A 25,352-nucleotide genomic window follows, 5' to 3' on the forward strand; every position below is an offset into this window, starting at 1 on the left:
ACACGCGGGCGGAGGCCGACTCCCCTATGAACGGGTGCGTGTTCAGTCCGCGCGCGAATCGTTGGTCGAACCGGTGGTCCCGATCACCCTGACCTCATAACATCGATCACCGCACGGCCTTGTGCAAGAACGCACAATCTCCCGGCCCTGGAGGCTCCTTTGCACCGTCGCACAGCGATCTCCGTCTCCGCCGCCCTGCTCCTGGCGGCCCCCCTGCTGGCCGCCTGCTCGGGCGAGACCCGCCCCGGCACCGCGGCCGTGGTCGGCGGTGAACGGATCACGACCTCCGCCCTCCAGGCTCAGGTGAACGACGTCCGGGACGCGCAGAACCGTTCCGGGCAGGGCTCAGCCGAGCTCATCGCGAGCACGCCGAACCTGGAGCGGCAGAAGCTCGACTCGATGCTCCAGAGCCGGATCATCGACAAGATGGCCGACACCGCCGGTATCGAGGTCTCCGAGAAGGACATCGAGGAGGAGCGCAAGGCGTACGTCGCCGAGAACGGCGGGACCGAGCAGTTCGAGGCGCTGCTCCTGCAGAAGGGCGCGATGTCCCCGGGCCAGACCGACCGCTTCCTGCGGGACCGGGTGCTGCTGACGAAGCTGACCGCCAAGTACGGCAACGGGAAGCTCGAAGAGCCCGCCCGGACCGCCGTGCAGGCCCTGCACATCGAGGTGAACCCGCGCTACGGAGCCTGGGACGCCAAGCAGATCAAGCTCGGTGCCGGGGAGACCCCCTGGATCGTCCAGCGCTCCCAGGCCGAAGGCGCCCCCGTGGATCCGATGGCGGTCCCGCAGAGGTAGGTTCGAAGGGTGACCGACCACGCACCCGCCGACCCCGCATCCGCCGCCTCCGCCGCCGAGCAGGCATCCGCCGAGCCCACCGGCCGCATCGTCCTGCTGACCACCAGCCACCGGGTCGCCCCCGGCGTGCTGTCGTGGCCGGCGTGGCAGACCCTGCACGCCGCGGACCGGGTGCTGTGCGCCGACCCCGGCCACCCGCAGCTGCCGTACCTGCGGGAGGCCGGCATCGAGGTCGAGCAGGCGAGCCCGGACGCGCACGCGCTGGTCGAGGCCTGCGCGGGCGGCCGCACGGTCGTCGTGCTCCCGGGCGGGGAGGGCGACCGGCGGCTCACCGACGGGCTGGCGCGGCTCGCCGGCTCGGGCCGTTTCTCGATGCCGGACCTGGAGCTGCTGCCGGGCTCGTACGACCTGCCGGGCGCGCGCCTGCTCGACGTGGTCCAGGTGATGGACCGGGTCCGGCGGGAGTGCCCGTGGACCTCGGAGCAGACCCACGAGGGCCTGGCGAAGTACGCGATCGAGGAGGCGTACGAACTCGTCGAGGCCATCGAGGCCGGGGACCGTACGGAGCTGCGCGAGGAGCTCGGCGACGTCCTGCTCCAGGTGGTCTTCCACGCGCGGATCGCGCAGGAGGGCATCGGGGACGCCGAGGACGCAGCCGAGGCGTTCTCCATCGACGACGTGGCCGGGACCCTGGTCGAGAAGCTGATCCACCGGCATCCGCACGTGTTCGGCGACGCCGATGCCGAGACCCCGGAAGACGTGCACGAGCACTGGCAGCGCACCAAGGCGGCGGAGAAGCGGCGGGAGTCGGTCACCGACGGGATCCCGCTGGGCCAGCCCGGTCTGGCGCTCGCGGCCAAGCTCGCCGGCCGTGCCCGTGCGGGGGAACTGGCCGTGGAGCTGCCCGCGGGTGAGGGCGTCGGGTACGAGCTGCTGGCGCTGGCGGCGCGCGCGGAGGAGGAGGGGATCGACCCCGAGACGGCTCTGCGGGCGGCGGCCCGCGTCTACCGGGACGCGATCCGTGCGGCCGAGGGCGTCGGCGAGTAGCCCCCAGCAGCGGTGTTCAGGTGGGTCGGGTACTTCAGGTGTCTCAGGTGCTTCAGGTGTCCCTCGGCGCGCGGCTCGACGGGTCGTGCCAGTGCGGCGACGGGCGGTTCAGGAACCACTCGCCGAAGCCCAGCGGGCGCCCGTACCCGGGGCCGTGGCCCTTGCCACTGGCAGGTACGGAGTCGTAGAAGATCCGGCCGGGAGGGGCGCCGAGCTCCTCCAGGAGGTACGCGGTCTCGTTGATGAACAGCGGCGGCCCGCTGAGGTAGACGTCCTGGTCGGGCCAGAGCCCCCGGTTGCTGAGGGCGGTGGCGAGCCGGTCCGTGGCCTGGTTGCGGTGCCGGCCGGGAGCGGGCGTGATGTAGGTGACGCTCAGCCAGCCGCAGGCGGCGGCGTACTCGTCGATGAGCGGCCGGTCGTAGAGGTGTGCGGCGTCCCGCGCCACCACGAACAGCCGCACGTCCTGATCGGGAGGGTGCTCCACGAGCTCCTCCAGGATGGCCCGGATCGGTGCCCAGCCGGTGCCGGCGGCGATGAAGCTGACCGGCCGGTCCTCGCGGCGGAAGGTCAGCTGCCCGCCGGGGGCGGCGAGCCGCAGCATGTCGCCCGGCTGCGTCTCGCGCACCAGGGAGCTGCTGAGCCGGCCCCGGTCGATCCGGCTGACGTGCAGGTCGACGGTGCCGTCGGGACGCGGGGCGTTGCCTATGGAGTACGTGCGCCAGGTCGTGGGGACCCGTTCGCTGCTCACGCTCGTGTACTGGCCGGCGAGGTAGGGGAAGGGGAGCAGGGGCCTGAGGGTCAGGACGCCGATGTCCTGGCCGTACTGGAGGTGGCGCACGACCTCCGCGTCCCACCACGGGGGGTCCTCGCTGGTGGCGGCGCCGCCCATCATGGCGTCGGCGATCACCTGGTACGCCTCCGTCCACGCCTTCTCCACCTGCGGGGTCCAGGCGTCGCCGGAGGTCTCGGCGAGCGCGGCGAGCAGGCTGGAGCCGACGGCCGCGTAGTGCTCGGGGCCGGCCATGAACTTGCGGTGGTCGCGCCCCAGGTCGCGCAGGTAGGGGACCAGGCTCTCGTTCTCCAGGTGGGCGATCACGTGCGTGAGCGCGGCGAAGAGCCGGTCCCGCTGTCTTTCCATGTCCTCGAAGGAGGCCGGGAAGAGATCACGGACTCCGGGGTTGTGCCAGAACAGGTGGGAGTAGAAGAACTTGACCGCGTGTTCGGCCCGTCTCTCCACCACCGCGAAACTGCTTTTCAAGATCCTCACATCCACAAAACCGAAAGTAGGAATGGCGGAGTCCGTGAGGTCAAGCGTCGACCCATCTACGGACAGCCGCGGCGAACCGGCCATATGGGATGGTGGGTGGGCGCCGGGATACGGTCGTCGGGTGCACGAGCAGACTCCCGAAGCCCCCGCAGACGTCCCCGCCGACCCCTCCTCCGCGGAGGGCCCGACCCTCTTCGACTGGGAGTTCGCGACGAACCCCTACCCGGCCTACGCCTGGCTGCGCGAGCACTCCCCGGTGCACCGCACCAAGCTCCCCAGCGGGGTCGAGGCCTGGCTCGTGACCCGGTACGCCGATGCCCGCCAGGCCCTCGCCGACCAGCGGCTCAGCAAGAACCCGGCGCACCACGCGGAGCCCGCGCACGCCAAGGGGAAGACGGGGATCCCGGGGGAGCGCAAGGCGGAGCTGATGACGCACCTGCTCAACATCGACCCGCCGGACCACACCCGGCTGCGGCGGCTGGTGTCGAAGGCCTTCACCCCGCGCCGGGTGGCCGAGTTCACCCCGCGCGTGCAGGAGCTCACCGACCACCTCATCGACCGGTTCGTGGAGAGGGGGGAGGCGGACCTCATCCACGAGTTCGCGTTCCCGCTCCCCATCTACGCCATCTGCGAGATGCTCGGCGTACCGCGCGAGGACCAGGACGACTTCCGCGACTGGGCCGGGATGATGATCCGGCACGGCGGCGGTCCGCGCGGCGGAGTCGCCCGTTCCGTGAAGCAGATGCGCACCTATCTCGGGGAACTGATCCACCGCAAGCGGGATGATCTGGGCAATGACCTCATCTCGGACCTGATCCGGGCGAGCGACCACGGCGACCACCTGACGGAGGCCGAGGCCACCGCGATGGCCTTCATCCTCTTGTTCGCCGGTTTCGAGACCACGGTGAACCTGATCGGGAACGGGCTGCACGCCCTCTTCATGAACCCGGACCAGCGCGAGCGGCTCCAGGCCTCCCTGGCTGCCGGCGAGAGCGCGCTGCTGGCCACCGGCATCGAGGAACTCCTGCGCTACGACGGCCCGGTGGAGCTGGCCACCTGGCGGTTCGCCACCGAGCCGATGACCCTCGGCGGCCAGGGGATCGCGGCCGGCGATCCGGTCCTGGTGGTCCTCGCGGCCGCCGACCGGGACCCCGAACGGTTCGCCGAGCCGGACACCCTGGACCTCTCGCGGACCGACAACCAGCACCTCGGGTACGGGCACGGCATCCACTACTGCCTGGGCGCTCCGCTCGCGCGACTTGAAGGGCAGACCGCGCTTGCGAGTTTGCTCACGCGTCTGCCGGATCTGGAACTCGCCGTTCCACCCGAAGAGCTGCGCTGGCGGGGCGGACTCATCATGCGTGGCCTGCGCACTCTTCCCGTTCGCTTCGCACCGACGAACGCCTGAGCGCCGCCTGACCCGAAGTCAGTTCCCGAGCGAACTTGTGACATGCGTTCGAGGCCCGCTAGGTTCTGCCGTTACCCCGCCGTTATGCGAAAGGTGCAGCCTCATGCGTTCCGGGAACGGCCGCCACAGACGCCCCCGTCAGGTGCCCGCGATAGTCGTCACCGCCGGAGTCACAGGCTCCGCGCTGGCCCTGCCGCTGCTCGCCGCCACGAGCGCGAGCGCGGCAGACACATCCACGTGGGACAAGGTCGCCGAATGCGAGAGCGGCGGCACGTGGAGCGCCAACTTCGGCAGCGGCGCCTATGGCGGGCTCCAGTTCACCCAGGAGGAGTGGCGGGAGGCCGGCGGGCTCGACTTCGCCGAGCGGGCCGACCTCGCCAGCCGGTCCCAGCAGATCGCCGTCGCCGAACGGGTGCTGGCGGCGCGCGGCCCGCAGGCGTGGCCGATGTGCGCGGCGCCCGCCGGGCTGGACGCGCAGGGCCCCGCCGCGGTGGTGGACCCGGGCTTGCCCGGCAAGCACGGCGCCATCGCCCCCACGCCGTCCCGCCCGGACGACAAGGTGCCGCCCGCCGGATCCGGGGATCCCGCCACGGACTTCGGGGCCCCGACCCCGGCCCCGCACCCGCTCGGGCCGGACCTCGGACTGCCCGTCATGCCGCCGCCGGACCTCCCGACGCCGGACCCGACGGTTCCGGTGACTCCGACGCCCGACCCCACGGCTCCGGGCAACTCCGGCCAGCCGGTGGACCCGGGCGTGCCGACCACGCCGCCCACGACGCCGCCCGCGACCCCGCCGGTCACCCCGGGCCTGCCGCCGGTGACCCCGGGCGACCCGGCCGACCCGGGCGTCCCGGCGGCGCCGGACGCCTCCACCGCACCGCCGGTCGCGCCCGGGGAGGGCAGCGGCAAGCACCGCGGTACGCCCGCGACCGAGGCGCCCGTCACGTCTGACGCCGCGTCGGCCCCCTCGTACACCGTGAAGGCGGGCGACAGCCTGATGGCCATCGCGGATGCCAAGGGACTCAAGGGCGGCTGGAACGCGCTCTACGCGGCCAACGAGCAGGTCATCGGCGAGGACGCCAACCTGATCAAGCCTGGCCAGAACCTGGATCTAACTGCGCAATAAGGGCACTTCAATCATCCGGAAAGAGTTGATTGTCCGTTTTCTGTAAGTGAGACATGCGTCTCTTCCGGTCAACTGGCGTGTCCCGCCTCGGGGCTTCCGCAAACCCCGTCCTCACCTGCGCAAACGCCCTTGGGAAGGGCGCAAGTAGGGGTCGGTTCCCCCCGATGTCGCTCGTTGAACATCGGGGGGAGACCTGTCTACCTTCTGAATCGCCCGCCACCGCGGGCTCCTTCGACCGCATCGCCGAATCCTGCCGGCGGACGGGGGGAACAGTCGTCGCGTAAAGCGCCGAAGGCAGGAGCGGGGGAACCAAGGTAGGTGCCGGGAGCGGCCGTTGAGAGACGGTCACGCCACCGGCTAGGGGTTAAGACGTGCGCTAGGTCGCACGGCCGGGCAACTCACTCGCCCGAACCCGACAGCTCACCTCGTAGGCGTCGGTGAGGAGAAAACTCATGCTGCTTTCCGGCAAGGGCAAGCACCGCCGCGGTTCCAAGGCCGTCCGCATCGTCACGCTCGCCGGTGTCGCCGGTGCCGTCGTCGCGGCGCCCCTGATGGCCGCGGGCACCGCGAGCGCCGCCACCGCTTCCGAGTGGGACAAGGTCGCGCAGTGCGAGTCCGGTGGCAACTGGGCCATCAACACGGGCAACGGCTACTACGGCGGCCTGCAGTTCTCGTCCTCCACCTGGGCCGCGTTCGGTGGCAAGTCGTACGCCCCGCAGGCCAACCAGGCCTCGAAGTCCCAGCAGATAGCCATCGCCGAGAAGGTCCTCAAGGGCCAGGGCAAGGGCGCCTGGCCGCACTGCGGCAAGGGTCTGTCGAACTCCTCCTACACCGGTGGCGGCTCGACCGGGGCTCCGAAGACCGAGGCCCCGAAGACCGAGACCAAGAAGACCCAGCCGAAGAAGACCGAGCCCAAGAAGACCGAGCCGAAGAAGACGGAGCCGAAGCGCTCCGAGGCCCCGGCCCCGACCACCCGCTCCGAGCGCACCGAGGCCCCGAAGACCGGCAACGGTTCGTACGAGGTCAAGGCCGGCGACACCCTGGGTGACATCGCCACGGCCAACGGCGTCACGGGCGGCTGGGAGAAGCTCTTCGAGCTCAACAAGGACATCGTCTCGGACGCCGACCTGATCTTCCCGGGTCAGAAGCTGAAGCTCAGCTGAACAATGCGGCAATAGCCGCAGGTGTCTTCACCACACGTCACAGCTCCACCGCCCGGCGCGTCTTCCCCCCACGCGCCGGGCGGCGGCGTTTTCGCAGGCCGAACAACCCGTCACAAGAGCCGTATGTCCTGGAACACGGGTATTCGGGCCCTTTTTCGTCCCAGGACCCGGGCGGTCGGCAGGCCGAGTGCCCGGAGCCGGTTAGGCTCTAAGCGGCAAGGCCGTCCCACGGTCTGACATGCCGCCGCACACCCAGCGTCACATCCCAGAAGGAGATGCTCGTGCCGTCCATCGACGTCGTCGTAGCCCGGGAAATCCTGGACTCCCGAGGCAACCCCACGGTCGAGGTCGAGGTGGGCCTCGACGATGGCAGCACCGGCCGTGCTGCAGTTCCGTCCGGTGCCTCCACCGGAGCGTTCGAAGCCGTAGAGCTCCGTGACGGTGACCCCGACCGTTACTTCGGCAAGGGCGTCGAGAAGGCCGTCCTCGCCGTCATCGAGCAGCTCGGCCCGGAGCTCGTCGGCTACGACGCCACCGAGCAGCGCCTGATCGACCAGGCGATGATCGACCTGGACGCCACCGAGAACAAGGGCTCCCTCGGCGCCAACGCCATCCTCGGCGTTTCCCTCGCCGTCGCGCACGCCGCGTCCGAGGCCTCGGACCTTCCGCTCTTCCGCTACCTCGGCGGTCCGAACGCGCACCTGCTGCCCGTTCCGATGATGAACATCCTCAACGGTGGGTCGCACGCCGACTCCAACGTCGACATCCAGGAGTTCATGATCGCTCCGATCGGCGCGGAGTCCTTCTCCGAGGCCCTTCGTTGGGGTGCCGAGGTCTACCACACCCTCAAGAAGGTCCTGCACACCAAGGGCCTCTCCACCGGTCTCGGTGACGAGGGCGGCTTCGCCCCGAACCTGGAGTCCAACCGCGCCGCGCTCGACCTCATCGTCGAGGCCATCAAGCAGGCCGGCTACACCCCGGGCACGGACATCGCGCTCGCCCTCGACGTCGCCGCGTCCGAGTTCTACAAGGACGGCAACTACGAGTTCGAGGGCAAGTCCCGCTCGGCCGCCGAGATGACCGACTACTACGCCGAGCTCGTCGAGGCGTACCCGCTGGTCTCCATCGAGGACCCGCTGTTCGAGGACGACTGGGACGGCTGGAAGACCCTCACCGACCGCCTGGGCTCCAAGGTCCAGATCGTCGGCGACGACCTCTTCGTCACCAACCCGGAGCGTCTCGCCCGCGGTATCGAAGAGGGCTCGGCCAACGCCCTGCTCGTGAAGGTGAACCAGATCGGTTCGCTGACCGAGACCCTCGACGCCGTCGAGATGGCCCAGCGCAACGGCTTCAAGTGCATGATGTCCCACCGCTCCGGCGAGACCGAGGACGTCACCATCGCCGACCTCGCGGTCGCCGTGAACTGCGGCCAGATCAAGACCGGCGCCCCGGCCCGCTCGGACCGCGTCGCCAAGTACAACCAGCTGCTGCGCATCGAGGAGATCCTCGACGACGCCGCGGTGTACGCGGGCCGCTCCGCCTTCCCGCGCTTCAAGGGCTAATCAGGGCTGCTGCCCATGACGGAGCTCTAGCCTCCGTACGTCCCCGCACTCGGTCCCGTACCGTGTGCGGGGACGTATTGCGTAGTACGTGTACACAGGGGAGGCGGACCAATGGCCGGGAACCGGGATCGGTTCTCCACCTTCTCCACCGCGACCAGGCTCAAGCAGCTCGGTGAGCGGACCGCTGCCCACGTCTACCGCTCGCAGTCGCGCCGTCAGGTCCGCCGCAGCCGGCTCACCGGACGCGCGGCCCTCCTGGTGCTCGTCCTCTGTACCCTGGTCGTCGCCCTGGCGTATCCGATGCGCCAGTACGTCTCCCAGCGCTCGGAGATCGCCGACCAGCAGCGGGCCGCCGCGGCCGCGCGGGACCGCCTGGAGCGGCTCCGCGACGAGAAGGCCCGCTGGCAGGACGACGCGTACGCGGAGCAGCAGGCGCGCAAGCACCTGCACTTCCTGCGACCGGGGGAGATCGGCTACATCATGACCGACCCCGGAGCCGAGGCCGCCGAGCGGCCCCGGACCGGCCAGGCCGGTTCGGACCGGCCCTGGTACTCGAACGTCTGGGACGGCGTCGACAAGGCCGACCGTCCGGGCGACTGAGCACCGCACCCATCCACGAGAACGAAGAGACTTCCTCCAGGCATGCAGACGCCCCCGCCCCAGACCGACCGGACCGAGCCGACCGACGCCGACGTCGAGGCGTTCCAGCAGCAGCTCGGCCGCCCGCCGCGCGGGCTGCGCGCCATCGCGCACCGCTGCCCCTGCGGCCAGCCGGACGTGGTGGAGACCGCACCGCGACTCCCCGACGGCACCCCCTTCCCGACGCTGTACTACCTGACGTGCCCCCGCGCGGCCGGCGCCATCGGCACGCTGGAGGCCAACGGCGTGATGAAGGAGATGCAGGCCCGGCTCGCCGAGGACCCGGAACTGGCCGCCGCCTACCGGGCCGCCCACGAGGACTACATCCAGCGCCGTGACGCCATCGAGGTGCTGCAGGGCTTCCCGAGCGCCGGCGGCATGCCGGACCGGGTGAAGTGCCTGCACGTGCTGGTCGGTCACTCCCTGGCCGCGGGCCCGGGCGTGAACCCGTTCGGCGACGAGGCCCTGGCGATGCTGCCGGAGTGGTGGGCCAAGGGCCCGTGCGTCACCCCGTGCGCGGAGAAGACGGAGAAGAAGGAAGGGGAGTCCGAGTGACCCGGGTCGCGGGCATCGACTGCGGTACGAACTCCATCCGGCTGCTGGTCGCGGACTGCGACCCGGCGACGGGCGACCTGGTCGAGCTGGACCGCCGGATGACCATCGTCCGGCTCGGCCAGGGCGTGGACAAGACCGGCCGGCTCGCCCCCGAGGCCCTGGAGCGGACCTTCGCCGCCTGCCGCGAGTACGCGACGGTCATCAAGGAGCTCGGTGCGGACCGGGTGCGCTTCGTGGCCACCTCCGCCTCCCGGGACGCGGAGAACCGGGACGAGTTCGTACGGGGCGTCAAGGAGATCCTGGGCGTCGAGCCCGAGGTGATCTCCGGCGCGGAGGAGGCGGAGTTCTCCTTCACCGGCGCCACGAAGGAGCTGACCGCCCACGAGCACCTGGAGCGCCCGTTCCTGGTGGTCGACATCGGCGGCGGCTCGACCGAGTTCGTCGTCGGCGAGCAGCACGTACGGGCGGCCCGCTCGGTGGACGTGGGCTGCGTCCGGATGACCGAGCGCCACCTGGTGGTGGACGGGGTCGTCACCGACCCGCCGACCCCGGAGCAGATCGCCGCGATGCGGGCCGACATCGAGGCCGCGCTGGACCTGGCCGAGGCGTCGGTCCCGCTGCGCGAGGCCCGCACGCTGGTGGGTCTGGCCGGCTCGGTGACCACGGCCGCCGGGATCGCCCTCGGCCTGCCGGAGTACCTCTCGGAGAAGATCCACCACTCCCGGATCTCCTACGAGCAGGTCCGGGAGATCAGCGAGCGGATGCTCAACGAGACCCACGCCGAGCGCGCCGCGATCCCCGTGATGCACCCGGGACGGGTGGACGTGATCGGCGCGGGCGTCCTGGTCCTGCTGGCCGTCATGGAGCGGGTCGGCGCCTCGGAGGTCGTCGTCTCGGAGCACGACATCCTGGACGGGATCGCCTGGTCCGTCGCCTGAGACGGAGCGTGATCGTCAGGGGATTCCCAGGCGGAACGGTCTGTTCAGGCGCCCGAAGAGGGGTCCGCGGGGGACTTTGGTCCCTTGATCCACACGAAGTTCGTGAAGTTCTTCACAAGGAAAAGGGGCCTGTTGGGCTGCCGGGAGGGCCGTTCGAGGCTTCCCGAGGGCCCTCAGGCCCGTTTACCCGAGCGTTCGTGCGAATGTCGGAGGCTGCGGGTTCCGCATCAGACGTATGGACAAACGCCGGTGGTCCAGTCCGGTTGGGGGCCTGCGGCCCAGCTCAGGACGGGTGAACAACGACTCCCGTTACACCGTGGTTCCCGTTGCGCGCCATGACCTCCGTCACGTGGGCCGCGGAGTGTAGCAGAGGGTTCCGGACAGCTTGTGAAGGGGCTCACGAGCACCACCCCTGGGGGTGCTGGATACTCGTTCCATGAGCACCACGGAGCGTCCCAGGATCCTCGTTGTAGGAGGTGGGTACGTAGGCCTGTACGCAGCCAAGCGCATCATGAAGAAGATGCGTTACGGCGAGGCGACCGTCACGGTCGTCGACCCGCGGTCGTACATGACCTACCAGCCCTTCCTCCCCGAAGTGGCCGCAGGCAGCATCTCGCCTCGGCACGTCGTCGTCCCGCTGCGACGCGTGCTGCCCAAGGCTGAGGTACTCACCGGCCGGGTCACCAGCATCGACCAGGACCGCAAGGTCGCCGTCGTCACGCCGCTGGTCGGCGAGGCGTACGAGCTGCCCTTCGACTACCTGGTGATCGCGCTCGGCGCCGTCTCCCGCACCTTCCCGATCCCCGGCCTGGCCGAACAGGGCATCGGTATGAAGGGCGTCGAAGAGGGCATCGGCCTGCGCAACCACGTCCTCGAGCAGCTCGACAAGGCCGAGTCCACGACGGACGAGAACGTCCGCCGCAAGGCCCTCACCTTCGTCTTCGTCGGCGGCGGCTTCGCCGGCGCCGAGACGATCGGCGAGGTCGAGGACATGGCCCGCGACGCCGCGAAGTACTACTCCACGATCAAGCGCGAGGACATGCGCTTCATCCTGGTCGACGCGGCCGACAAGATCCTTCCCGAGGTCGGGCCCAAGCTCGGCACCTGGGGCAAGGAGCACCTCGAGTCGCGCGGCATCGAGATCTACCTGAACACCTCCATGGACTCCTGCGTGGACGGCCACGTGGTGCTGAAGAACGGCCTCGAGGTCGACTCCAGCACCCTGGTGTGGACCGCGGGCGTCAAGCCCAACCCGGTGCTGGCCCGCTACGGCCTGCCGCTGGGCCCGCGCGGCCACGTCGACGCCGAGCCGACCCTCCAGGTCAAGGGCACCGACTACATCTGGACCGCGGGCGACAACGCCCAGGTTCCCGACATGGCCGCCCGCAAGGCCGGCGTCGAGAACGCCTGGTGCCCGCCGAACGCCCAGCACGCGCTGCGTCAGGCCAAGGTCCTCGGCGACAACGTCATCTCGGGCATGCGGGGCTTCCCGCAGGGCGAGTACTCGCACTCCAACAAGGGTGCGGTGGCGGGCCTCGGCCTCCACAAGGGCGTCGCGATGATCGTCATGGGCAAGATGAAGATCAAGCTCAAGGGCCGGCTCGCCTGGTACATGCACCGTGGCTACCACGGCATGGCCATGCCGACCTGGAACCGCAAGATCCGCGTCTTCGCCGACTGGACCCTCGGCATGTTCCTCAAGCGCGAGGTCGTCTCCCTCGGAGCGCTGGAGACCCCGCGCGAAGAGTTCTACGAGGCCGCCAAGCCGGCGCCGGCTCCGGCCGCCGCTGCGGCTCCGGCGCAGAAGGCCAAGGCCTCCTAGCCCGGGCCTGACGGCACGAACCCGAAGCACGACCCCGAAGGGGCCGCCCGCCATCCGTGGTGCGGGCGGCCCCTTCGGCGTACCCGCAGTCCGTTGTGGGTAGACGGATGGGTCGGAGCTTTTGTGGAGGTGCGCCATGAACGACGCCGCGCCGCGGCTGGCTGCTCTAGCCGAGACCCTGCTGGGAGCCCCGCTGCCCGTGCGCATCCGTGCGTGGGACGGCAGCGAGGCGGGCCCGCCCGGTGGTCCCGTGCTCGTCTTCCACCACCGCCGTGCGGTGCGCCGGATGCTGTGGAAGCCGGGTGAACTGGGCCTGGCCCGCGCCTGGGTCGCGGGTGAAATGACCGTCGAGGGCGACCTGTTCGAGCTGCTGGACCGGGTGGCGGGGCTCGTCTGGGAGAAGGAGCGCGACTTCCCGCTCGCCGCTCCCACCGCTCCCACCGCTCCCACCGGGAAGCCGGCCGGCCGGAGCCGGCCGCTCGCGGCCCTGGGGGGCATCGCCCGCCGCGCGAAGGAGGCCCGCCCGGCCGCCCGGCTGCTGCGCGACCCCGAGCACCGGGCCGCGTTGCGCGAGCTGATCGCGGTCGCCGGACCGCTGCCGCCGCCCGGGCCCCCCGCCGAGGAGGCGACCGTCCGGCGCGGCGGGCAGCGGCACACCAAGGGCCGTGACCGCAGGGCCATCAGCCACCACTACGACGTCGGCAACGACTTCTACGAACGGGTGCTCGGCCCCTCGATGGTGTACTCCTGCGCCTACTGGACGCCCGGCGGGACCCTGGAGGCGGCCCAGCGCGACAAGCTCGACCTCGTCTGCCGCAAACTCGCGCTGCGGCCCGGCGACCGGCTCCTCGACGTCGGCTGCGGCTGGGGCTCCATGGCCGTGCACGCGGCGCGCGAGTACGGCGTCCGGGTCACCGGCATCACCCTCTCCCGCGAACAGGCCGCGTACGCACGCAAGCGGGTCGCCGACGAGGGGCTGACCGACCTGGTGGAGATCCGCGTCCAGGACTACCGGGACGTCAAGGACGGCCCGTACGACGCCGTTTCCTCCATCGGCATGGCCGAACACGTCGGCGCCGACCGCTACCGGGACTACGCCCGCACCCTGCACGCCCTGCTGCGCCCGGGCGGGCGCCTGCTGAACCACCAGATCGCCCGCCCCCCGGAGGCCGACGAAGAGTCGTACCGTATCGACGAGTTCATCGACGCCTACGTGTTCCCCGACGGCGAGCTCTCCCCGCTCGGCAGCACCGTCGGCGAGCTGGAGCGGGCCGGCTTCGAGGTCCGCGACGTGGAGGCGCTGCGCGAGCACTACGCGCTGACCCTGCGGGCCTGGGTGGCGCGGCTGGAGGCGCACTGGGAGGAGTGCGCACGGCTGACCTCGCCGGGGCGGGCCCGGGTCTGGCTGCTGTACATGGCGGCCTCCGCGCTGGGCTTCGAGCACGGCCGGCTCGGCGTCAACCAGGTCCTCGCGGTGCGGTCCTCGGCGGCGGGGGAGTCGGGGCTGCCGCTGCGGCTGCGCACCTGGGGCGCGTAGGCCTGCGGCGCACGCGCACACGTAGGGCCCCGGGGCAGCTGCCCCGGGGCCCTACACACCTTTGCTCCTGGGGCTCCGCCCCAGACCCCACGCCTCAAACTCCCCCGGCTACCGCTGGGAGGGGCCCCTGGCGGGCTGGAATGATGCCGCTACTCCGTCTTGATGGCCGTCAGCATGTTCAGGCGGGCGGCGCTGCGGGCCGGCCACATGGCGGCCAGGACGCCGACCAGTCCGGCGAGGGCGAAGAAGATCCCGATCCGGTCGAAGGGGATGACCAGCTCGTAGCCCGGGATGGAGGCGGCGATGGTCTTGCCGCCGGCCCAGGCGAGGAAGACGCCGACGCCGATGCCGAGGACCGCGCCGAAGAGCGAGATGACCACGGCCTCCAGGCGGATCATGTTCTTGACCCGGCCCCGGTCGAGGCCGACCGCCCGCAGCATGCCGATCTCCTGCTGGCGCTCGTAGACCGACATCGCGAGGGTGTTGATCACGCCGAGGACGGCGATGATCAGGGCCATGCCGAGCAGTCCGTACATGATGTTCAGCGAGGTGTTGATCATGCCGGCCATCTCGTTGCGCATGTCGGCCTTGTCGGAGACCTTGATGGCCGGGCTCTTGCCCAGGGCGTCGATGACGGCCAGCTGGTTGGCCTCGGAGGCGCCGCCGGCGGTCTTGACGAGGACCTCGGGGAGGTACTGCTCCTCGTTGTGCGCGGCGAGGATCTTGTTGTCGAGGACGTAGTCGTCGAGCTGGTCCTTGGCGTCGAAGATCGCGCCGACCTGGAGCGTGCCCTTCTGGCCGTCGTAGAACTGGGCGTCGACCGTGGAGCCGACCTTCAGGCCCTTCTTCTCCGCTTCCTTCGCGGAGACCATCAGCTGTCCCTGGCCGAGGGCGGCGAGGTTGCCGGCGGTGGTCCTGACCTCCAGTACGTCGGCCAGCGCGGCCGGGTTGACTCCGCTGACCACCTGGGAGGTGCCGGCGAGCTTGACGATTTCGAGGGTCTTCGGGGAGACGGCGGTGACGCCCTTGCCCTTCTCCAGCGCCGGGAGCACGGACTTGTCGAGGTTCATGCCCTCGCCGGCCATCGTGACCTTGTAGTCGGCCTTGACGTTCTGCGTGGTCGCCTTGTCGACGGCCTGGCCGACGGTGATGCCGATCACCGACATTGCGGTGACCAGGGTCAGACCGATCGTCAGGGAGGCGGCGGTGACGGCGGTGCGGCGCGGGTTGCGGACCGCGTTCTGCGCGGCCAGCTTGCCGGCGACGCCGAAGACCTTCTCCAGCAGCGGGCGGACCAGGGCGATGACCGGGCGGGAGAGCATCGGCAGCAGGACGAAGATGCCGATGAGGAGGAAGAAGGCGCCGCCCGCGATGACCGTGCGGCCCTCGCTCTTCTGGCTCACGCCGAGGAAGACCACGCCGATGCCGGCGAGGGCCAGGACGCTGCCGATGGAGTTGCGCAGCACCAGGGACTTCATGGTGGCGGGCAGGTGGGCGCTGCCCATGGCGGCGACCGGGGCGATCCTGGCGGTGCGGCGGGCGGGCAGCCAGGCGGCGAGCATCGTCACCAGGATGCCGATGACCAGCGCGATGAGGATCGTGGCGGGGGCGATGATCAGGTCGCCGGCCGGGATCTTGGCGTCGAAGAGCCCCATTGCCGAGCGCATGGCGACGGCGAGGCCGATGCCGGAGACCAGGCCGATGACCGAGGCGATGAGGCCGACGACGGCGGCCTCGGCGAGCACCGAGCGCTTGACCTGGCCGCGGTTGGCGCCGATGGCGCGCAGCAGGGCCAGTTCCTTGGTGCGCTGGGCGACCAGCATGGTGAAGGTGTTGTAGATGAGGAAGATGCCGACGAAGAGGGAGACGCCGGCGAAGATCAGCAGGCCGGTGCTCATGCCGGACATGGCCCGCTCGATCTGCTTGGCCTGCTCGGCGGCGAGGGCGGCGCCGGTCTTGGCCTCGGAGTTCTTGCCCAGGAGGGGCTTGATCTCGGTCAGCAGCTGGTCGGCGGTGGTGCCGGCGGTGGCGGCGACGGAGAGCTCGCTGTAGAAGCCGGGCTGGAGGTAGAGCTCCTGGGCGACCTTGGCGTCGAACAGGACCAGGCTGCCGCCCGCGTTGACGGCGCCGTCCTCCGTGGTGAAGACGCCGGAGAGGGTGAACTCCTTGACCGGTCCGTTGGTCGCGACGCGGATCTTGTCGCCGACCTTGTACGTGCCCTTGGCGGCCGTGTCCTTGTCGAGGGCGACCTGGTCGGCGGTGGCAGGGCCGGTGCCGTCGGTGAAGTCGTAGCGCGGGTCCTTGCCGTCCTTGACGGGGGCGTAGTTGGAGCCGGCGTTGGCCCAGCCGCTGCCGATCAGCTTGCCGTTCTCGTCGCCGACGCCGGCGAAGCCGGTGACCCGGCCGGAGACGGAGTCGACTCCCTTGAGCGCCTTGACCTTGTCGAGGGTCTGCTGGCTGATGCCGGGGTCGCCCTCTTTCTCGCCGTCCTCGTTCCGGGAGGCCCCGTGGTCGGTCACGGAGACCGCGACGCCGTCGTAGGACTTTGCGGACTGGTTGGACATGGCGTTGCTGAGGGTGTCGGTGAAGACGAGGGTGCCGGAGACGAAGGCGACGCCGAGGGTGACGGCGAGCACCGTCATCAACAGCCGGGCCTTGTGCGCGAGGACGTTGCGCAGGGCGGTACGGAACATGGTGGAGGAGTCCAGGGTGTCAGCGCGGCCGAAGGAACGGCGGCGGCGGAGGCGGAGCCGGGCAGGGAGGGCGGTGCCTCAGCTGGTGCGGCCCTTGGCGTCGAAGGCCTTCATGCGGTCCAGCACGCCGTCCGCGGTGGGCCCGTACATCTCGTCGACGATCCGGCCGTCGGCGAGGAAGATGACGCGGTCCGCGTAGGAGGCGGCGACCGGGTCGTGGGTGACCATCACGACGGTCTGGCCGAGCTCGCGCACCGAGTTGCGCAGGAATCCGAGGACCTCGGCGCCGGAGCGGGAGTCCAGGTTTCCGGTGGGCTCGTCGCCGAAGATGATCTCGGGGCGGGAGGCCAGGGCGCGGGCCACGGCCACGCGCTGCTGCTGGCCGCCGGAGAGCTGGGTGGGGCGGTGGGAGAGGCGGCCGGAGAGGCCGATCATCTCGATGACCTTGTCCAGCCACTGCTTGTCGGGCTTGCGGCCGGCGATGTCCATGGGGAGCGTGATGTTCTCCAGGGCCGTCAGGGTCGGCAGCAGGTTGAAGGCCTGGAAGATGAAGCCGATCTTGTCCCGGCGCAGCTGGGTGAGCTGCTTGTCCTTGAGGGAGCCCAGCTCGGTCTCGCCGATGCGCACGGAGCCGGCGGAGAAGGTGTCCAGGCCGGCGACGCAGTGCATCAGCGTGGACTTGCCGGAGCCCGAGGGGCCCATGATCGCGGTGAACTGGCCCTGCGCGAAGTCCACGGTGACGTTGTCGAGGGCGACCACCTGGGTCTCGCCCTGGCCGTACACCTTGGAGAGGCCGGTGGCGCGGGCGGCCACGGCCTGGGTGGTGTGCGGGGCGTAGTTCATGGTGGTCACGGGACGGCTCCTCGGTCTGCGGTGCGGGGACCCGTCCATCGTCTCCGCGCCGACCCCCGCTCCGGATCAGCCGTGGTGACCGTTCACCGGCCCACTGGAGTCTGACCGCGGAGGCGTCCGCGTACGTCTCTGGTATGACGGCGACCCCGACTCGACGCAGGGCGGTGGCGGAGGCGGCTGGTCCGGATCCGGGGGAGGTGCGGGGTGGCGTGCCGGGTGGCGGGAGGGGTGGCGCGGGCCATCGAAATCCCGTCATTCCCGTATCGGGGGTGATCGTCCCCGAGAAGGTGCCGACCGTGCGTTCTCGCCCCTGACGACCCCTCAAGCGCCAATAAAATCAGACAACATCGGAAAGACGGCCAGGTGGCGGCAGAGGTGTTCCGGATAGGGTCGGGGCAGCGCTGAAGGCTGATATCGGGGGCCGCCACGCCCTGCCCGGATGGTGGAATGCAGACACGGCGAGCTTAAACCTCGCTGACCTTCGGGTCGTGCCGGTTCAAGTCCGGCTCCGGGCACTCTCCAGCTCCAGCGAGGCCCGGGTCGATTTATCCCCTGCGCTTCGCCCTGCCTTCTCCTAAGATCCTCCTCCAGCAGTAGGGTGCTTTTTTTGCGAGCGCATTACTCTTGATGCAAGGCCGCGCTCGGTGGCCACGGAGGAGTGAGATGAGGAGCAGTAACCCGGTCTTCTCGCGACGGGGGTTCAGCCGCGACAACGGTGGCTACGCGGGCTTTGACGCGCAGCAGCAGCACCAGCAGGCCGGGACCAACCCGTACGCGACGAACCCGTACGCGACCGACCCGGCGACGGGTATGCCGCAGGCCCCGGCGCGCACCAACGCGATGACCATCGACGACGTCGTGAGCCGTACGGCCATGACGCTCGGCACGCTGTTCGTGACGGCGACCCTGTCCTGGGTCCTCCTGCCGGTCGACCCGGCGAACCTGGGCAAGTCGTACGGCATCGCCATCGGCGCGATGCTCGTCGCGTTCGTCTTCGCGATGATCCAGTCCTTCAAGAGCAAGGCCTCCCCGGGCCTGATCCTGGCCTACGCGGCGTTCGAGGGTGTCTTCCTCGGCGTCATCAGCGCGGCCACCAGCACCTACCTGGGCCCCGGCGTGGTCATCCAGGCCGTGATGGGCACGATGTGCGTCTTCGCCGCCGTGCTCACCGCGTACAAGATGGGCTGGATCCGCGTCAACCGCCGGTTCTACGGCTTCGTGATGGCCGCCGCCATGGGCTTCATGCTGCTCATGCTGACGAACCTGCTGTTCTCGGTCTTCGGCGGCGGTGACGGCCTCGGCTTCCGCAGCGGCGGCCTCGGCCTGCTGTTCGGCGCCATCGGCGTCATCCTCGGCGCCTGCTTCCTCGCACTCGACTTCAAGCAGGTCGAGGACGGTGTCGCGTACGGCGCCCCGCGCGAGGAGGCCTGGCTCGCCGCCTTCGGCCTCACCATGACCCTGGTGTGGATCTACATCGAGATGCTGCGCATCTTCCAGATCCTCTCGGGCGACGACTAGTCGTACCGGCGGCCACCAGGCTTGCCCACTGCATGGGGAAGGCCCCGCGAGCACAGTGCTCGCGGGGCCTTCCCGCATTTCCGGGGTTCGTGAGTCGAGGGTCGGGAGTCGGGAGTCGGGGACGGGGTCAGCCGAACCGGCGTGCGGCTCTGCGCAGGTCGTACTCGTGGATGATCGCCTTGGCCTGGCCGTACGACAGCTCGTGCGCGCCGCGCAGCCAGCTGACCTTCTCCTCGAACCGGACGAGGGAGGGGCCTTCGTCCACGGTGCGGAGCCAGTCGGAGACTTCACGACCGGTGGTCTGGGGGATTCTGTCGATCATGTTGCGGTGGGTCTGCTCGGAGAACTCTACGGACATGGGCGCCTCCGGAGGTGTCGCCGTGCTGCTCTCTTCACGTCACCGTGCCGGAGAGTTCGCCCGTTGGCAATGGTGCGCGGACGGCGCGTAAGGTCGGCCGGGTGCTCGATACTTCACCCCTGACCGCCGCCGTGGAACGTTTCGCAGACCGGCTGCGGGCCGCGCCGCAGAGCCGCCTGCGGCAAGGAGCCGCCGAGGTGGCACTGGAGCTGGCCCGCGAGCTCTCGGCGAGAGCGCAGGCCCTTGAGGACGCCGCGGCGGGCGCGGCGGGCGCCCGGGTGCGGGAGATGCCGGACGCGGGGCTCTTCGTCGTCGGGGACCAGGTGGCGGTGGCCGGGGCCGACCTCGCGGAGGTGCTGCGCGGCGCAGCGGCCCCGGACGGCGCGAAGGCCCCGTCCGAGGTGCTGGACGAGGCCGTGCGGCTGGTGGAGCAGGCGGACGCTAGAGCGATGCGATGACGCGGTCCGCGAGGATGTAGACGTTGCTGTCCGGGTCCTCGGCGCTACCGCAGGAGAAGGTCAGTGCGTAGGCGCCGGAGATGCCCGAGCCGCCGAGCAGGACCGGAGCGGTGCCCGAGCGCAGGGCCTCGGCGAGGCGCTCCGCGGTCTCCCGGTGCCCCGGGGTCATGCAGAGCGTGGTGCCGTCCGTGAAGACGTACACGTCGAGGGTGCCCAGCGGGCCGGGACGGACGTCCGCGAGGGCCGTACGGGCCTCCGCGAGCTCCTCCAGGCGGCTGACCGTGCGCTCGTGGTCGGCGCCGGGGTGCGAGGCCTGGACCGGTACGAAGTCGGGGTGCGAGGGGTGGCGCCGGCGGGCGGCGGCCAGCTCGGCCGAGTCCTCCGGGTACGGGTTCTCGTCGAGGGCGTCGTCGCCGAGCACCGGCTCCAGGCCCACCATGTCGGCCTGCCGGGGCAGGAAGACGTGCGGGCTGTCCTCTCCGAGGCCGGGCAGGCCGCCCAGCAGCGAGGGCGCGTCGGCGGCGTCGCGGGCCTCCTGCGCGGCCCAGAAGGCGCGCGCCTCGGCCAGCTCGCGCTCACGCTCCTCGGCGAGGGCTTCGGCCACGGCGGCTCGTATCTCCGCGGCGGGGGATTCGACGGCGCTGCGGGCGTGCGGGACGGTCGCACCGCGGGGGTGGGCCGGCACCGCCAGCTCACTGCGCAGGGCCGTGACCTGCTTGCGCAGGCCGTGGACGGCGTGCAGCGCAGCAGCGCCGACGGCCGTGGCAGCGGCCGCGGTCAGCAGCAGGGCAAGAGACATGGCGCTCACTGACTAACTCCCGGTGTGATTCGATCCCCCGACTTCCTACATCAGAGTGTCCTGACCTGGGAATGGCGTGCAGTGCATTACGTCACGAATTGGACAGGTCTTTCGTCCCGAGGTGCCCCTCCGCATACTGCCTGACCTGCATATATGCCGATCCCCCAGGAGATAGGTCACATCCTGGGGGAGATTCGGTCACAGGTCGGCCGCGACGGGGTTGGATCCGGCGTCGGCAGGCGGCAAGGGACCGGGCCCGGTCCCTTGCGGCGCCTGGGGCCCTGACTAGCTGAGACGCTCGATGACCATGGCCATGCCCTGGCCGCCGCCGACGCACATGGTCTCCAGGCCGAACTGCTTGTCGTGGAACTGCAGGCTGTTGATCAGAGTGCCGGTGAGGCGGGCGCCGGTCATCCCGAAGGGGTGACCGACGGCGATGGCCCCGCCGTTGACGTTCAGCTTGTCGAGGGGGATCTCCAGGTCCCGGTACGACGGGATGACCTGGGCCGCGAAGGCCTCGTTGATCTCGAAGAGGTCGATGTCGCCGACGGTCAGGCCGGCCCGCTTCAGTGCCTGCTTCGACGCCTCGACCGGGCCCAGGCCCATGATCTCGGGGGAGAGGCCGGTGACACCGGTGGAGACGATCCGGGCCAGCGGGGTCAGACCCAGCTCGCGGGCCTTGGTGTCGCTCATGATGACGAGCGCGGCGGCGCCGTCGTTCAGCGGGCAGCAGTTGCCGGCGGTGACGAGGCCGTCGGGGCGGAAGACGGGCTTGAGGCCCTGCACGCCCTCCAGGGTGACGCCGGCGCGCGGGCCGTCGTCCGTGGAGACCACGGTGCCGTCGGGGGTGGTGACCGGGGTGATCTCGCGCGCCCAGAAGCCGTTCTTGATGGCCTCTTCGGCCAGGTTCTGCGAGCGCACGCCGAACTCGTCCATGTCCTGGCGGGTCACACCCTTGAGGCGGGCCAGGTTCTCGGCGGTCTGGCCCATCGCGATGTACGCGTCGGGGATCAGGCCGTCCTCGCGGGGGTCGTGCCAGTCCGTGCCCTCTTCGGTGGCGCGGGCGGCGGTACGGGCCTCCGCGTCCGCGAAGAGCGGGTTGTGGGCCTCGCGGATGTCGGAGGAACCGTGGACGGAACGGGAGACCATCTCGACGCCCGCGGAGATGAAGACGTCGCCCTCACCGGCCTTGATGGCGTGCAGGGCCATGCGGGAGGTCTGCAGGGAGGAGGAGCAGTAACGGGTGATCGTCGCGCCCGGCAGGAAGTCCATGCCCATCTGCACGGCGACGATGCGGGCCAGGTTGCTGCCCTGCTCGCCGCCGGGGAGGCCGCAGCCCAGCATCAGGTCGTCGATCTGGCGCGGGTCCAGCTCGGGGACCTTGGCGAGGGCGGCCTGGATGATCGTGGCCGTCAGGTCGTCCGGCCGGATGTCCTTGAGGGACCCCTTGAAGGCGCGCCCGATGGGCGAGCGGGCGGTGGAAACGATGACGGCTTCGGGCATCGGGACTCCAAGGGGTGCGTCGTTGCGGGACCGCATGCGAAGTTACCGCCCCGTACGGTCGAGGTCACCGGCGGGGCGGTGTGATGCCGGTCGCTCCTGCGGGGGCTGGGGGGCTCACGGGCCGGGCCCGCACTCCCAGGATGCGTCTGCGGCGCCGCTGCCGGGGCTGAAGGCGCCGCTGCGCGGCACCCTGGGCTCCGCCCAGACCGGCTCCTCAAACGCCGGAGGGGCTGGATTTCGGCTGGAGTCAGCCTGCATGTGCGGCGGAAGGGCGGGTAGGGGACGGGCTCCGCGCAGCGGGGCGACGGCGGCCGGGGCTACGGGCCCGGGGTCGGGGTGTTGGCCAGGTCGGCCGGGGTCGGGGACGCGGAGGGGTCCGGGAGGCGCCGCCGACGGCGGTGTTTGAGGAGGACCCAGGGGCCGCGGGCCGCCGTGACCTCCGTACCCGCCTGCCCGGCGGCAGCCGACGCGGCCTTGGCCACCGGGAGCATGTCCTCGTCGCGGGACACGTCCAGCCGGTCGGACTCCGGCCACAGCGACAGCGCCGCGCACAGGGTGGGGAGGACGGCCATCGCCGCCGTCGCGTACCCCTCCGCCGAGGGGTGGTAGGAGTCCGGGCCGAACATCTCCCGGGGGTTCGCCGCGAACTCCGGCCCCAGCAGGTCCCCCATCGAGACCGTACGGGCGCCCAGCGCGACCACCCCTATGGTCTGCGCGGCCGCCAGCTGCCGCGAGACCCGCCGGGCCAGCCACCGCAGCGGCTGGTAGACCGGCTCGATCGTGCCCAGGTCCGGGCAGGTGCCGACCACCACCTCGGAGCCCGCCATGCACAGCCGCCGCACCGCCGAGGTGAGGTGGCGGACCGACTGGGTGGGCGGCATGCGCCGGGTCACGTCGTTCGCGCCGATCATGATCACGCATACGTCCGGTGCGGGCCGGTCGCCGTCCAGCAGCAGCCCCACCTGCCGGTCCAGGTCGTCGGACATGGCCCCCGACTGGGCCACGTTGCGCAGTTCCACCGGCCGCTCGGCCACCGCCGCCAGCCCGGAGGCCAGCAGCGCCGCCGGGGTCTGTCTGGCCCGCCGTACGCCGAGCCCCGCGGCCGTGGAGTCGCCCAGCATGGCCAGCCGGAGCGGGCCCGTACTCTGCTCCGGCCCGTTGAACTCGCTCCCGTACAACCCGTCCGCGCGCGGCGGATCACCCAGCCCGGTGCCCACCGTCCGCTTGGCGAACTGCATCTCAGCCAGCACGAGCCCCACCGTGGCGGCCCCGACCAGCCCGAGCCCGCCCCCGCCGTACGCTGCGCCCGCCGCGATCCGGCGGGCTGTTCTCGCCCTGGACACCCTTCCGGCCACCTCACTTCTCTGACTGGGCCTTCGTTGACCTTCCTGCCCCGTACGGACGGTCGTCCAATCCCTTTCCGCATACTCTGGCCGGACCTCCCGGAGAACCCGTGGAGTCCCGTCCTTGGAGAACATGGTGCAATTCCACGACTCGATGATCAGCCTCGTCGGCAACACCCCGCTGGTGAAGCTCAACCGTGTGACCGAAGGCCTCACGGCCACCGTCCTTGCGAAGGTCGAGTACTTCAATCCCGGCGGCTCCGTGAAGGACCGGATCGCCGTCCGGATGATCGAGGCCGCCGAGCAGAGCGGAGCCCTCAAGCCCGGCGGCACCATCGTGGAGCCGACCAGCGGCAACACGGGTGTAGGACTCGCCATCGTGGCCCAGCAGAAGGGCTACAAGTGCATCTTCGTCTGCCCTGACAAGGTGTCCATGGACAAGATCAACGTCATGCGCGCGTACGGCGCCGACGTCGTGGTCTGTCCGACCGCGGTCGACCCCGAGCACCCGGACTCGTACTACAACGTGTCCGACCGCCTCGCGCGCGAGCCCGGCGCCTGGAAGCCGGACCAGTACAGCAACCCGAACAACCCCCGTTCGCACTACGAGACCACCGGCCCCGAGCTGTGGGAGCAGACGGACGGGAAGATCACCCACTTCGTCGCCGGTGTCGGCACGGGCGGCACGATCTCCGGCACCGGCAACTACCTCAAGGAGGTCAGCGGCGGGAAGGTCAAGGTCATCGGCGCCGACCCCGAGGGCTCGGTGTACTCCGGCGGCTCCGGCCGCCCGTACCTCGTCGAGGGCGTCGGCGAGGACTTCTGGCCGACCGCCTACGACCCGGACGTCACCGACGAGATCATCGCGGTGTCCGACAAGGACTCCTTCCAGATGACGCGCCGGCTGGCGAAGGAGGAGGGCCTGCTCGTCGGCGGCTCCTGCGGCATGGCGGTCGTGGCCGCCCTGCGCGCCGCCGAGGGTCTCGGGCCGGACGACGTGGTCGTCGTCCTGCTCCCGGACAGCGGCCGCGGCTACCTGAGCAAGATCTTCTCGGACGAGTGGATGGCCGGGCACGGTTTCCTGGAGGAGGCCGGTCCGGCGGCGCGCATCGGTGACGTCCTCGCGGACAAGGAGGGCGCGATGCCGTCCCTGGTCCACATGCACCCCGAGGAGACGGTGGGCGAGGCGATCGAGGTGCTGCGCGAGTACGGCGTCTCGCAGATGCCGATCGTCAAGCCGGGCGCGGGCCACCCGGACGTGATGGCCGCCGAGGTCATCGGCTCGGTCGTCGAGAAGGAGCTGCTGTCCGCGCTGTTCGCGCAGCGGGCCTCGCTGGGCGACCCGCTGGAGAAGCACATGAGCGCGCCGCTGCCCCAGGTCGGATCCGGCGAGCCGGTCTCCGAGCTGATGGCGGTGCTGGGCGAGGCGGACGCGGCGATCGTCCTGGTCGAGGGCAAGCCGACCGGCGTGGTCAGCCGCCAGGACCTGCTGGCGTTCCTCGCCAAGTCGGCGAAGTAGCTCCCCCGGCTACCGCTGGGAGGTACCCCCAGCGGCTCGCTCGGCCGGGTCTCCGGGGGTCGGCCCCCGGGCCCTTGGGCCTGCGGCCCCCGTACGGGGGTCTTGCCCATGGGCCGGCCCGGCCGGGTCCGGGCGCGCGCCGGGGCGTCTCCTCGGGCGTCGAACGTGTCGGGGGGTCGGTGGGCCGAGGGTGGTTGTGTTCGACGCCCTGCGGGGACGCCCCACCGCACACCCGGCCCCGTCCGGTCCGGCGGGCACCGGGCGGGGAAGTCGCGCAAACGGTACGGGCCCGTCACGTGACGGCAGCACCGGCTTAACACGGCTCCGGCACAGTGGTGGTTGTCGGCAGGGAAGCCCGGGAGACCGGATCCCGGCCGGCACCACCGAACGGCGCGAACGCACCTCCGGAGCGGCTCCCGGATCGCGTGGACGCCACGGACGCGG

Annotated in this window: 21 protein-coding genes, 1 tRNA gene and 1 riboswitch; of the genes, 15 read left to right on the forward strand and 7 right to left on the reverse strand. The window is 70.8% G+C overall.

Annotated features, from left to right (window positions below; translation table 11 throughout):
* Positions 1-159 precede the first annotated feature (159 nt).
* Together OG625_RS23685 and OG625_RS23690 are read left to right on the forward strand one after the other, a co-directional pair.
* Positions 160-801, forward strand: coding sequence for a SurA N-terminal domain-containing protein (locus OG625_RS23685; RefSeq protein ID WP_329384666.1), 642 nt, complete (start codon positions 160-162; stop codon positions 799-801).
* 9 nt (positions 802-810) lie between these two features.
* Positions 811-1,848, forward strand: a complete 1,038-nt coding sequence (locus OG625_RS23690; protein WP_329384668.1) for a nucleoside triphosphate pyrophosphohydrolase — start codon at positions 811-813, stop codon at positions 1,846-1,848.
* 52 nt (positions 1,849-1,900) lie between these two features.
* On the opposite strand, the gene OG625_RS23695 is transcribed toward OG625_RS23690, so the two are convergent.
* A complete protein-coding gene (locus tag OG625_RS23695; RefSeq protein WP_329384671.1) occupies positions 1,901-3,088 on the reverse strand; it encodes a globin domain-containing protein in 1,188 nt (395 codons plus the stop codon).
* Between the two features lie 148 nt (positions 3,089-3,236).
* Between OG625_RS23695 and OG625_RS23700 the strand changes: the two genes are divergently transcribed.
* From OG625_RS23700 to OG625_RS23740, 9 genes are all read left to right on the forward strand, one after another.
* Positions 3,237-4,523, forward strand: a complete 1,287-nt coding sequence (locus tag OG625_RS23700) for a cytochrome P450 family protein (protein ID WP_329384673.1) — start codon at positions 3,237-3,239, stop codon at positions 4,521-4,523.
* A 103-nt stretch (positions 4,524-4,626) separates the two neighbouring features.
* A complete protein-coding gene (locus OG625_RS23705) occupies positions 4,627-5,649 on the forward strand; it encodes a transglycosylase family protein (RefSeq protein ID WP_329384676.1) in 1,023 nt (340 codons plus the stop codon).
* Between the two features lie 276 nt (positions 5,650-5,925).
* Positions 5,926-6,098: riboswitch (cyclic di-AMP (ydaO/yuaA leader) on the forward strand.
* 3 nt (positions 6,099-6,101) lie between these two features.
* Entirely contained in the window at positions 6,102-6,812 is a 711-nt protein-coding gene (locus tag OG625_RS23710; RefSeq protein WP_329384679.1) for a transglycosylase family protein, read from the forward strand.
* Between the two features lie 281 nt (positions 6,813-7,093).
* Positions 7,094-8,374 (forward strand): phosphopyruvate hydratase, encoded by a 1,281-nt coding sequence (gene eno, locus OG625_RS23715; protein WP_329384682.1) that lies wholly within the window; start codon positions 7,094-7,096, stop codon positions 8,372-8,374.
* 111 nt (positions 8,375-8,485) lie between these two features.
* Complete coding sequence (locus OG625_RS23720; protein ID WP_329384685.1) at positions 8,486-8,974, forward strand: FtsB family cell division protein; 489 nt, start codon at positions 8,486-8,488, stop codon at positions 8,972-8,974.
* A 42-nt stretch (positions 8,975-9,016) separates the two neighbouring features.
* Positions 9,017-9,568: a DUF501 domain-containing protein gene (locus tag OG625_RS23725; protein ID WP_329384688.1), complete on the forward strand. Its 552-nt coding sequence runs from the start codon at positions 9,017-9,019 to the stop codon at positions 9,566-9,568.
* Positions 9,565-10,506, forward strand: coding sequence for a Ppx/GppA phosphatase family protein (locus OG625_RS23730; RefSeq protein WP_329384691.1), 942 nt, complete (start codon positions 9,565-9,567; stop codon positions 10,504-10,506). Before OG625_RS23725 ends, OG625_RS23730 begins: the two co-directional genes overlap by 4 nt.
* A gap of 436 nt (positions 10,507-10,942) precedes the next feature.
* Complete coding sequence (locus tag OG625_RS23735; protein WP_329384693.1) at positions 10,943-12,328, forward strand: NAD(P)/FAD-dependent oxidoreductase; 1,386 nt, start codon at positions 10,943-10,945, stop codon at positions 12,326-12,328.
* A 136-nt stretch (positions 12,329-12,464) separates the two neighbouring features.
* Positions 12,465-13,865, forward strand: coding sequence for a cyclopropane-fatty-acyl-phospholipid synthase family protein (locus OG625_RS23740; RefSeq protein ID WP_329384696.1), 1,401 nt, complete (start codon positions 12,465-12,467; stop codon positions 13,863-13,865).
* Positions 13,866-14,014: 149 nt separating this feature from the next.
* Here the strand turns inward: OG625_RS23740 and OG625_RS23745 are convergent, their stop codons facing one another.
* On the reverse strand, positions 14,015-16,558 hold the full coding sequence (locus tag OG625_RS23745) for an ABC transporter permease (RefSeq protein WP_329384700.1): 2,544 nt from the start codon (positions 16,556-16,558) through the stop codon (positions 14,015-14,017).
* 78 nt (positions 16,559-16,636) lie between these two features.
* Positions 16,637-17,401: an ABC transporter ATP-binding protein gene (locus OG625_RS23750; protein ID WP_329390892.1), complete on the reverse strand. Its 765-nt coding sequence runs from the start codon at positions 17,399-17,401 to the stop codon at positions 16,637-16,639.
* A gap of 442 nt (positions 17,402-17,843) precedes the next feature.
* Between OG625_RS23750 and OG625_RS23755 the strand changes: the two genes are divergently transcribed.
* Together OG625_RS23755 and OG625_RS23760 are read left to right on the forward strand one after the other, a co-directional pair.
* Positions 17,844-17,925 (forward strand) — tRNA-Leu (locus OG625_RS23755).
* Positions 17,926-18,073: 148 nt separating this feature from the next.
* On the forward strand, positions 18,074-18,928 hold the full coding sequence (locus OG625_RS23760) for a Bax inhibitor-1/YccA family protein (protein WP_329384702.1): 855 nt from the start codon (positions 18,074-18,076) through the stop codon (positions 18,926-18,928).
* Positions 18,929-19,055: 127 nt separating this feature from the next.
* Here OG625_RS23760 and OG625_RS23765 read toward each other — a convergent pair whose 3' ends face one another.
* Positions 19,056-19,286, reverse strand: a complete 231-nt coding sequence (locus OG625_RS23765; protein ID WP_030716449.1) for a DUF4287 domain-containing protein — start codon at positions 19,284-19,286, stop codon at positions 19,056-19,058.
* 101 nt (positions 19,287-19,387) lie between these two features.
* On the opposite strand from OG625_RS23765, the gene OG625_RS23770 reads away from it, so the two are divergent.
* Positions 19,388-19,744: a hypothetical protein gene (locus OG625_RS23770; RefSeq protein ID WP_329384704.1), complete on the forward strand. Its 357-nt coding sequence runs from the start codon at positions 19,388-19,390 to the stop codon at positions 19,742-19,744.
* Here the strand turns inward: OG625_RS23770 and OG625_RS23775 are convergent.
* From OG625_RS23775 to OG625_RS23785, 3 genes are all read right to left on the reverse strand, one after another.
* Positions 19,728-20,543 carry a hypothetical protein gene (locus OG625_RS23775; protein ID WP_329390893.1) on the reverse strand — a complete coding sequence of 272 codons (816 nt, stop codon included), beginning with the start codon at positions 20,541-20,543 and terminating at the stop codon, positions 19,728-19,730. The genes OG625_RS23770 and OG625_RS23775 overlap by 17 nt on opposite strands.
* A gap of 285 nt (positions 20,544-20,828) precedes the next feature.
* Positions 20,829-22,046, reverse strand: coding sequence for an acetyl-CoA C-acetyltransferase (locus OG625_RS23780; RefSeq protein ID WP_329384706.1), 1,218 nt, complete (start codon positions 22,044-22,046; stop codon positions 20,829-20,831).
* A 317-nt stretch (positions 22,047-22,363) separates the two neighbouring features.
* Positions 22,364-23,389, reverse strand: a complete 1,026-nt coding sequence (locus tag OG625_RS23785; RefSeq protein ID WP_329384709.1) for an SGNH/GDSL hydrolase family protein — start codon at positions 23,387-23,389, stop codon at positions 22,364-22,366.
* Between the two features lie 136 nt (positions 23,390-23,525).
* Here OG625_RS23785 and OG625_RS23790 point away from each other — a divergent pair, with 136 nt between their 5' ends.
* Complete coding sequence (locus tag OG625_RS23790; RefSeq protein ID WP_329390894.1) at positions 23,526-24,908, forward strand: cystathionine beta-synthase; 1,383 nt, start codon at positions 23,526-23,528, stop codon at positions 24,906-24,908.
* Positions 24,909-25,352 lie beyond the last annotated feature (444 nt).

It is taken from the genome of Streptomyces sp. NBC_01351 (genome assembly GCF_036237315.1).
Lineage (GTDB): Bacteria > Actinomycetota > Actinomycetes > Streptomycetales > Streptomycetaceae > Streptomyces.

Bases quoted from the DNA above. Each gene is read 5' to 3' on its own strand.
- OG625_RS23705 (WP_329384676.1), top strand. From the start codon at position 4,627: ATGCGTTCCGGGAACGGCCGCCACAGACGCCCCCGTCAGGTGCCCGCG.
- OG625_RS23710 (WP_329384679.1), top strand. From the start codon at position 6,102: ATGCTGCTTTCCGGCAAGGGCAAGCACCGCCGCGGTTCCAAGGCCGTC.
- OG625_RS23720 (WP_329384685.1), top strand. From the start codon at position 8,486: ATGGCCGGGAACCGGGATCGGTTCTCCACCTTCTCCACCGCGACCAGG.
- OG625_RS23725 (WP_329384688.1), top strand. From the start codon at position 9,017: ATGCAGACGCCCCCGCCCCAGACCGACCGGACCGAGCCGACCGACGCC.
- OG625_RS23735 (WP_329384693.1), top strand. From the start codon at position 10,943: ATGAGCACCACGGAGCGTCCCAGGATCCTCGTTGTAGGAGGTGGGTAC.
- OG625_RS23740 (WP_329384696.1), top strand. From the start codon at position 12,465: ATGAACGACGCCGCGCCGCGGCTGGCTGCTCTAGCCGAGACCCTGCTG.
- OG625_RS23745 (WP_329384700.1), bottom strand. From the start codon at position 16,558: ATGTTCCGTACCGCCCTGCGCAACGTCCTCGCGCACAAGGCCCGGCTG.
- OG625_RS23750 (WP_329390892.1), bottom strand. From the start codon at position 17,401: ATGAACTACGCCCCGCACACCACCCAGGCCGTGGCCGCCCGCGCCACC.
- OG625_RS23760 (WP_329384702.1), top strand. From the start codon at position 18,074: ATGAGGAGCAGTAACCCGGTCTTCTCGCGACGGGGGTTCAGCCGCGAC.
- OG625_RS23765 (WP_030716449.1), bottom strand. From the start codon at position 19,286: ATGTCCGTAGAGTTCTCCGAGCAGACCCACCGCAACATGATCGACAGA.
- OG625_RS23775 (WP_329390893.1), bottom strand. From the start codon at position 20,543: ATGTCTCTTGCCCTGCTGCTGACCGCGGCCGCTGCCACGGCCGTCGGC.
- OG625_RS23780 (WP_329384706.1), bottom strand. From the start codon at position 22,046: ATGCCCGAAGCCGTCATCGTTTCCACCGCCCGCTCGCCCATCGGGCGC.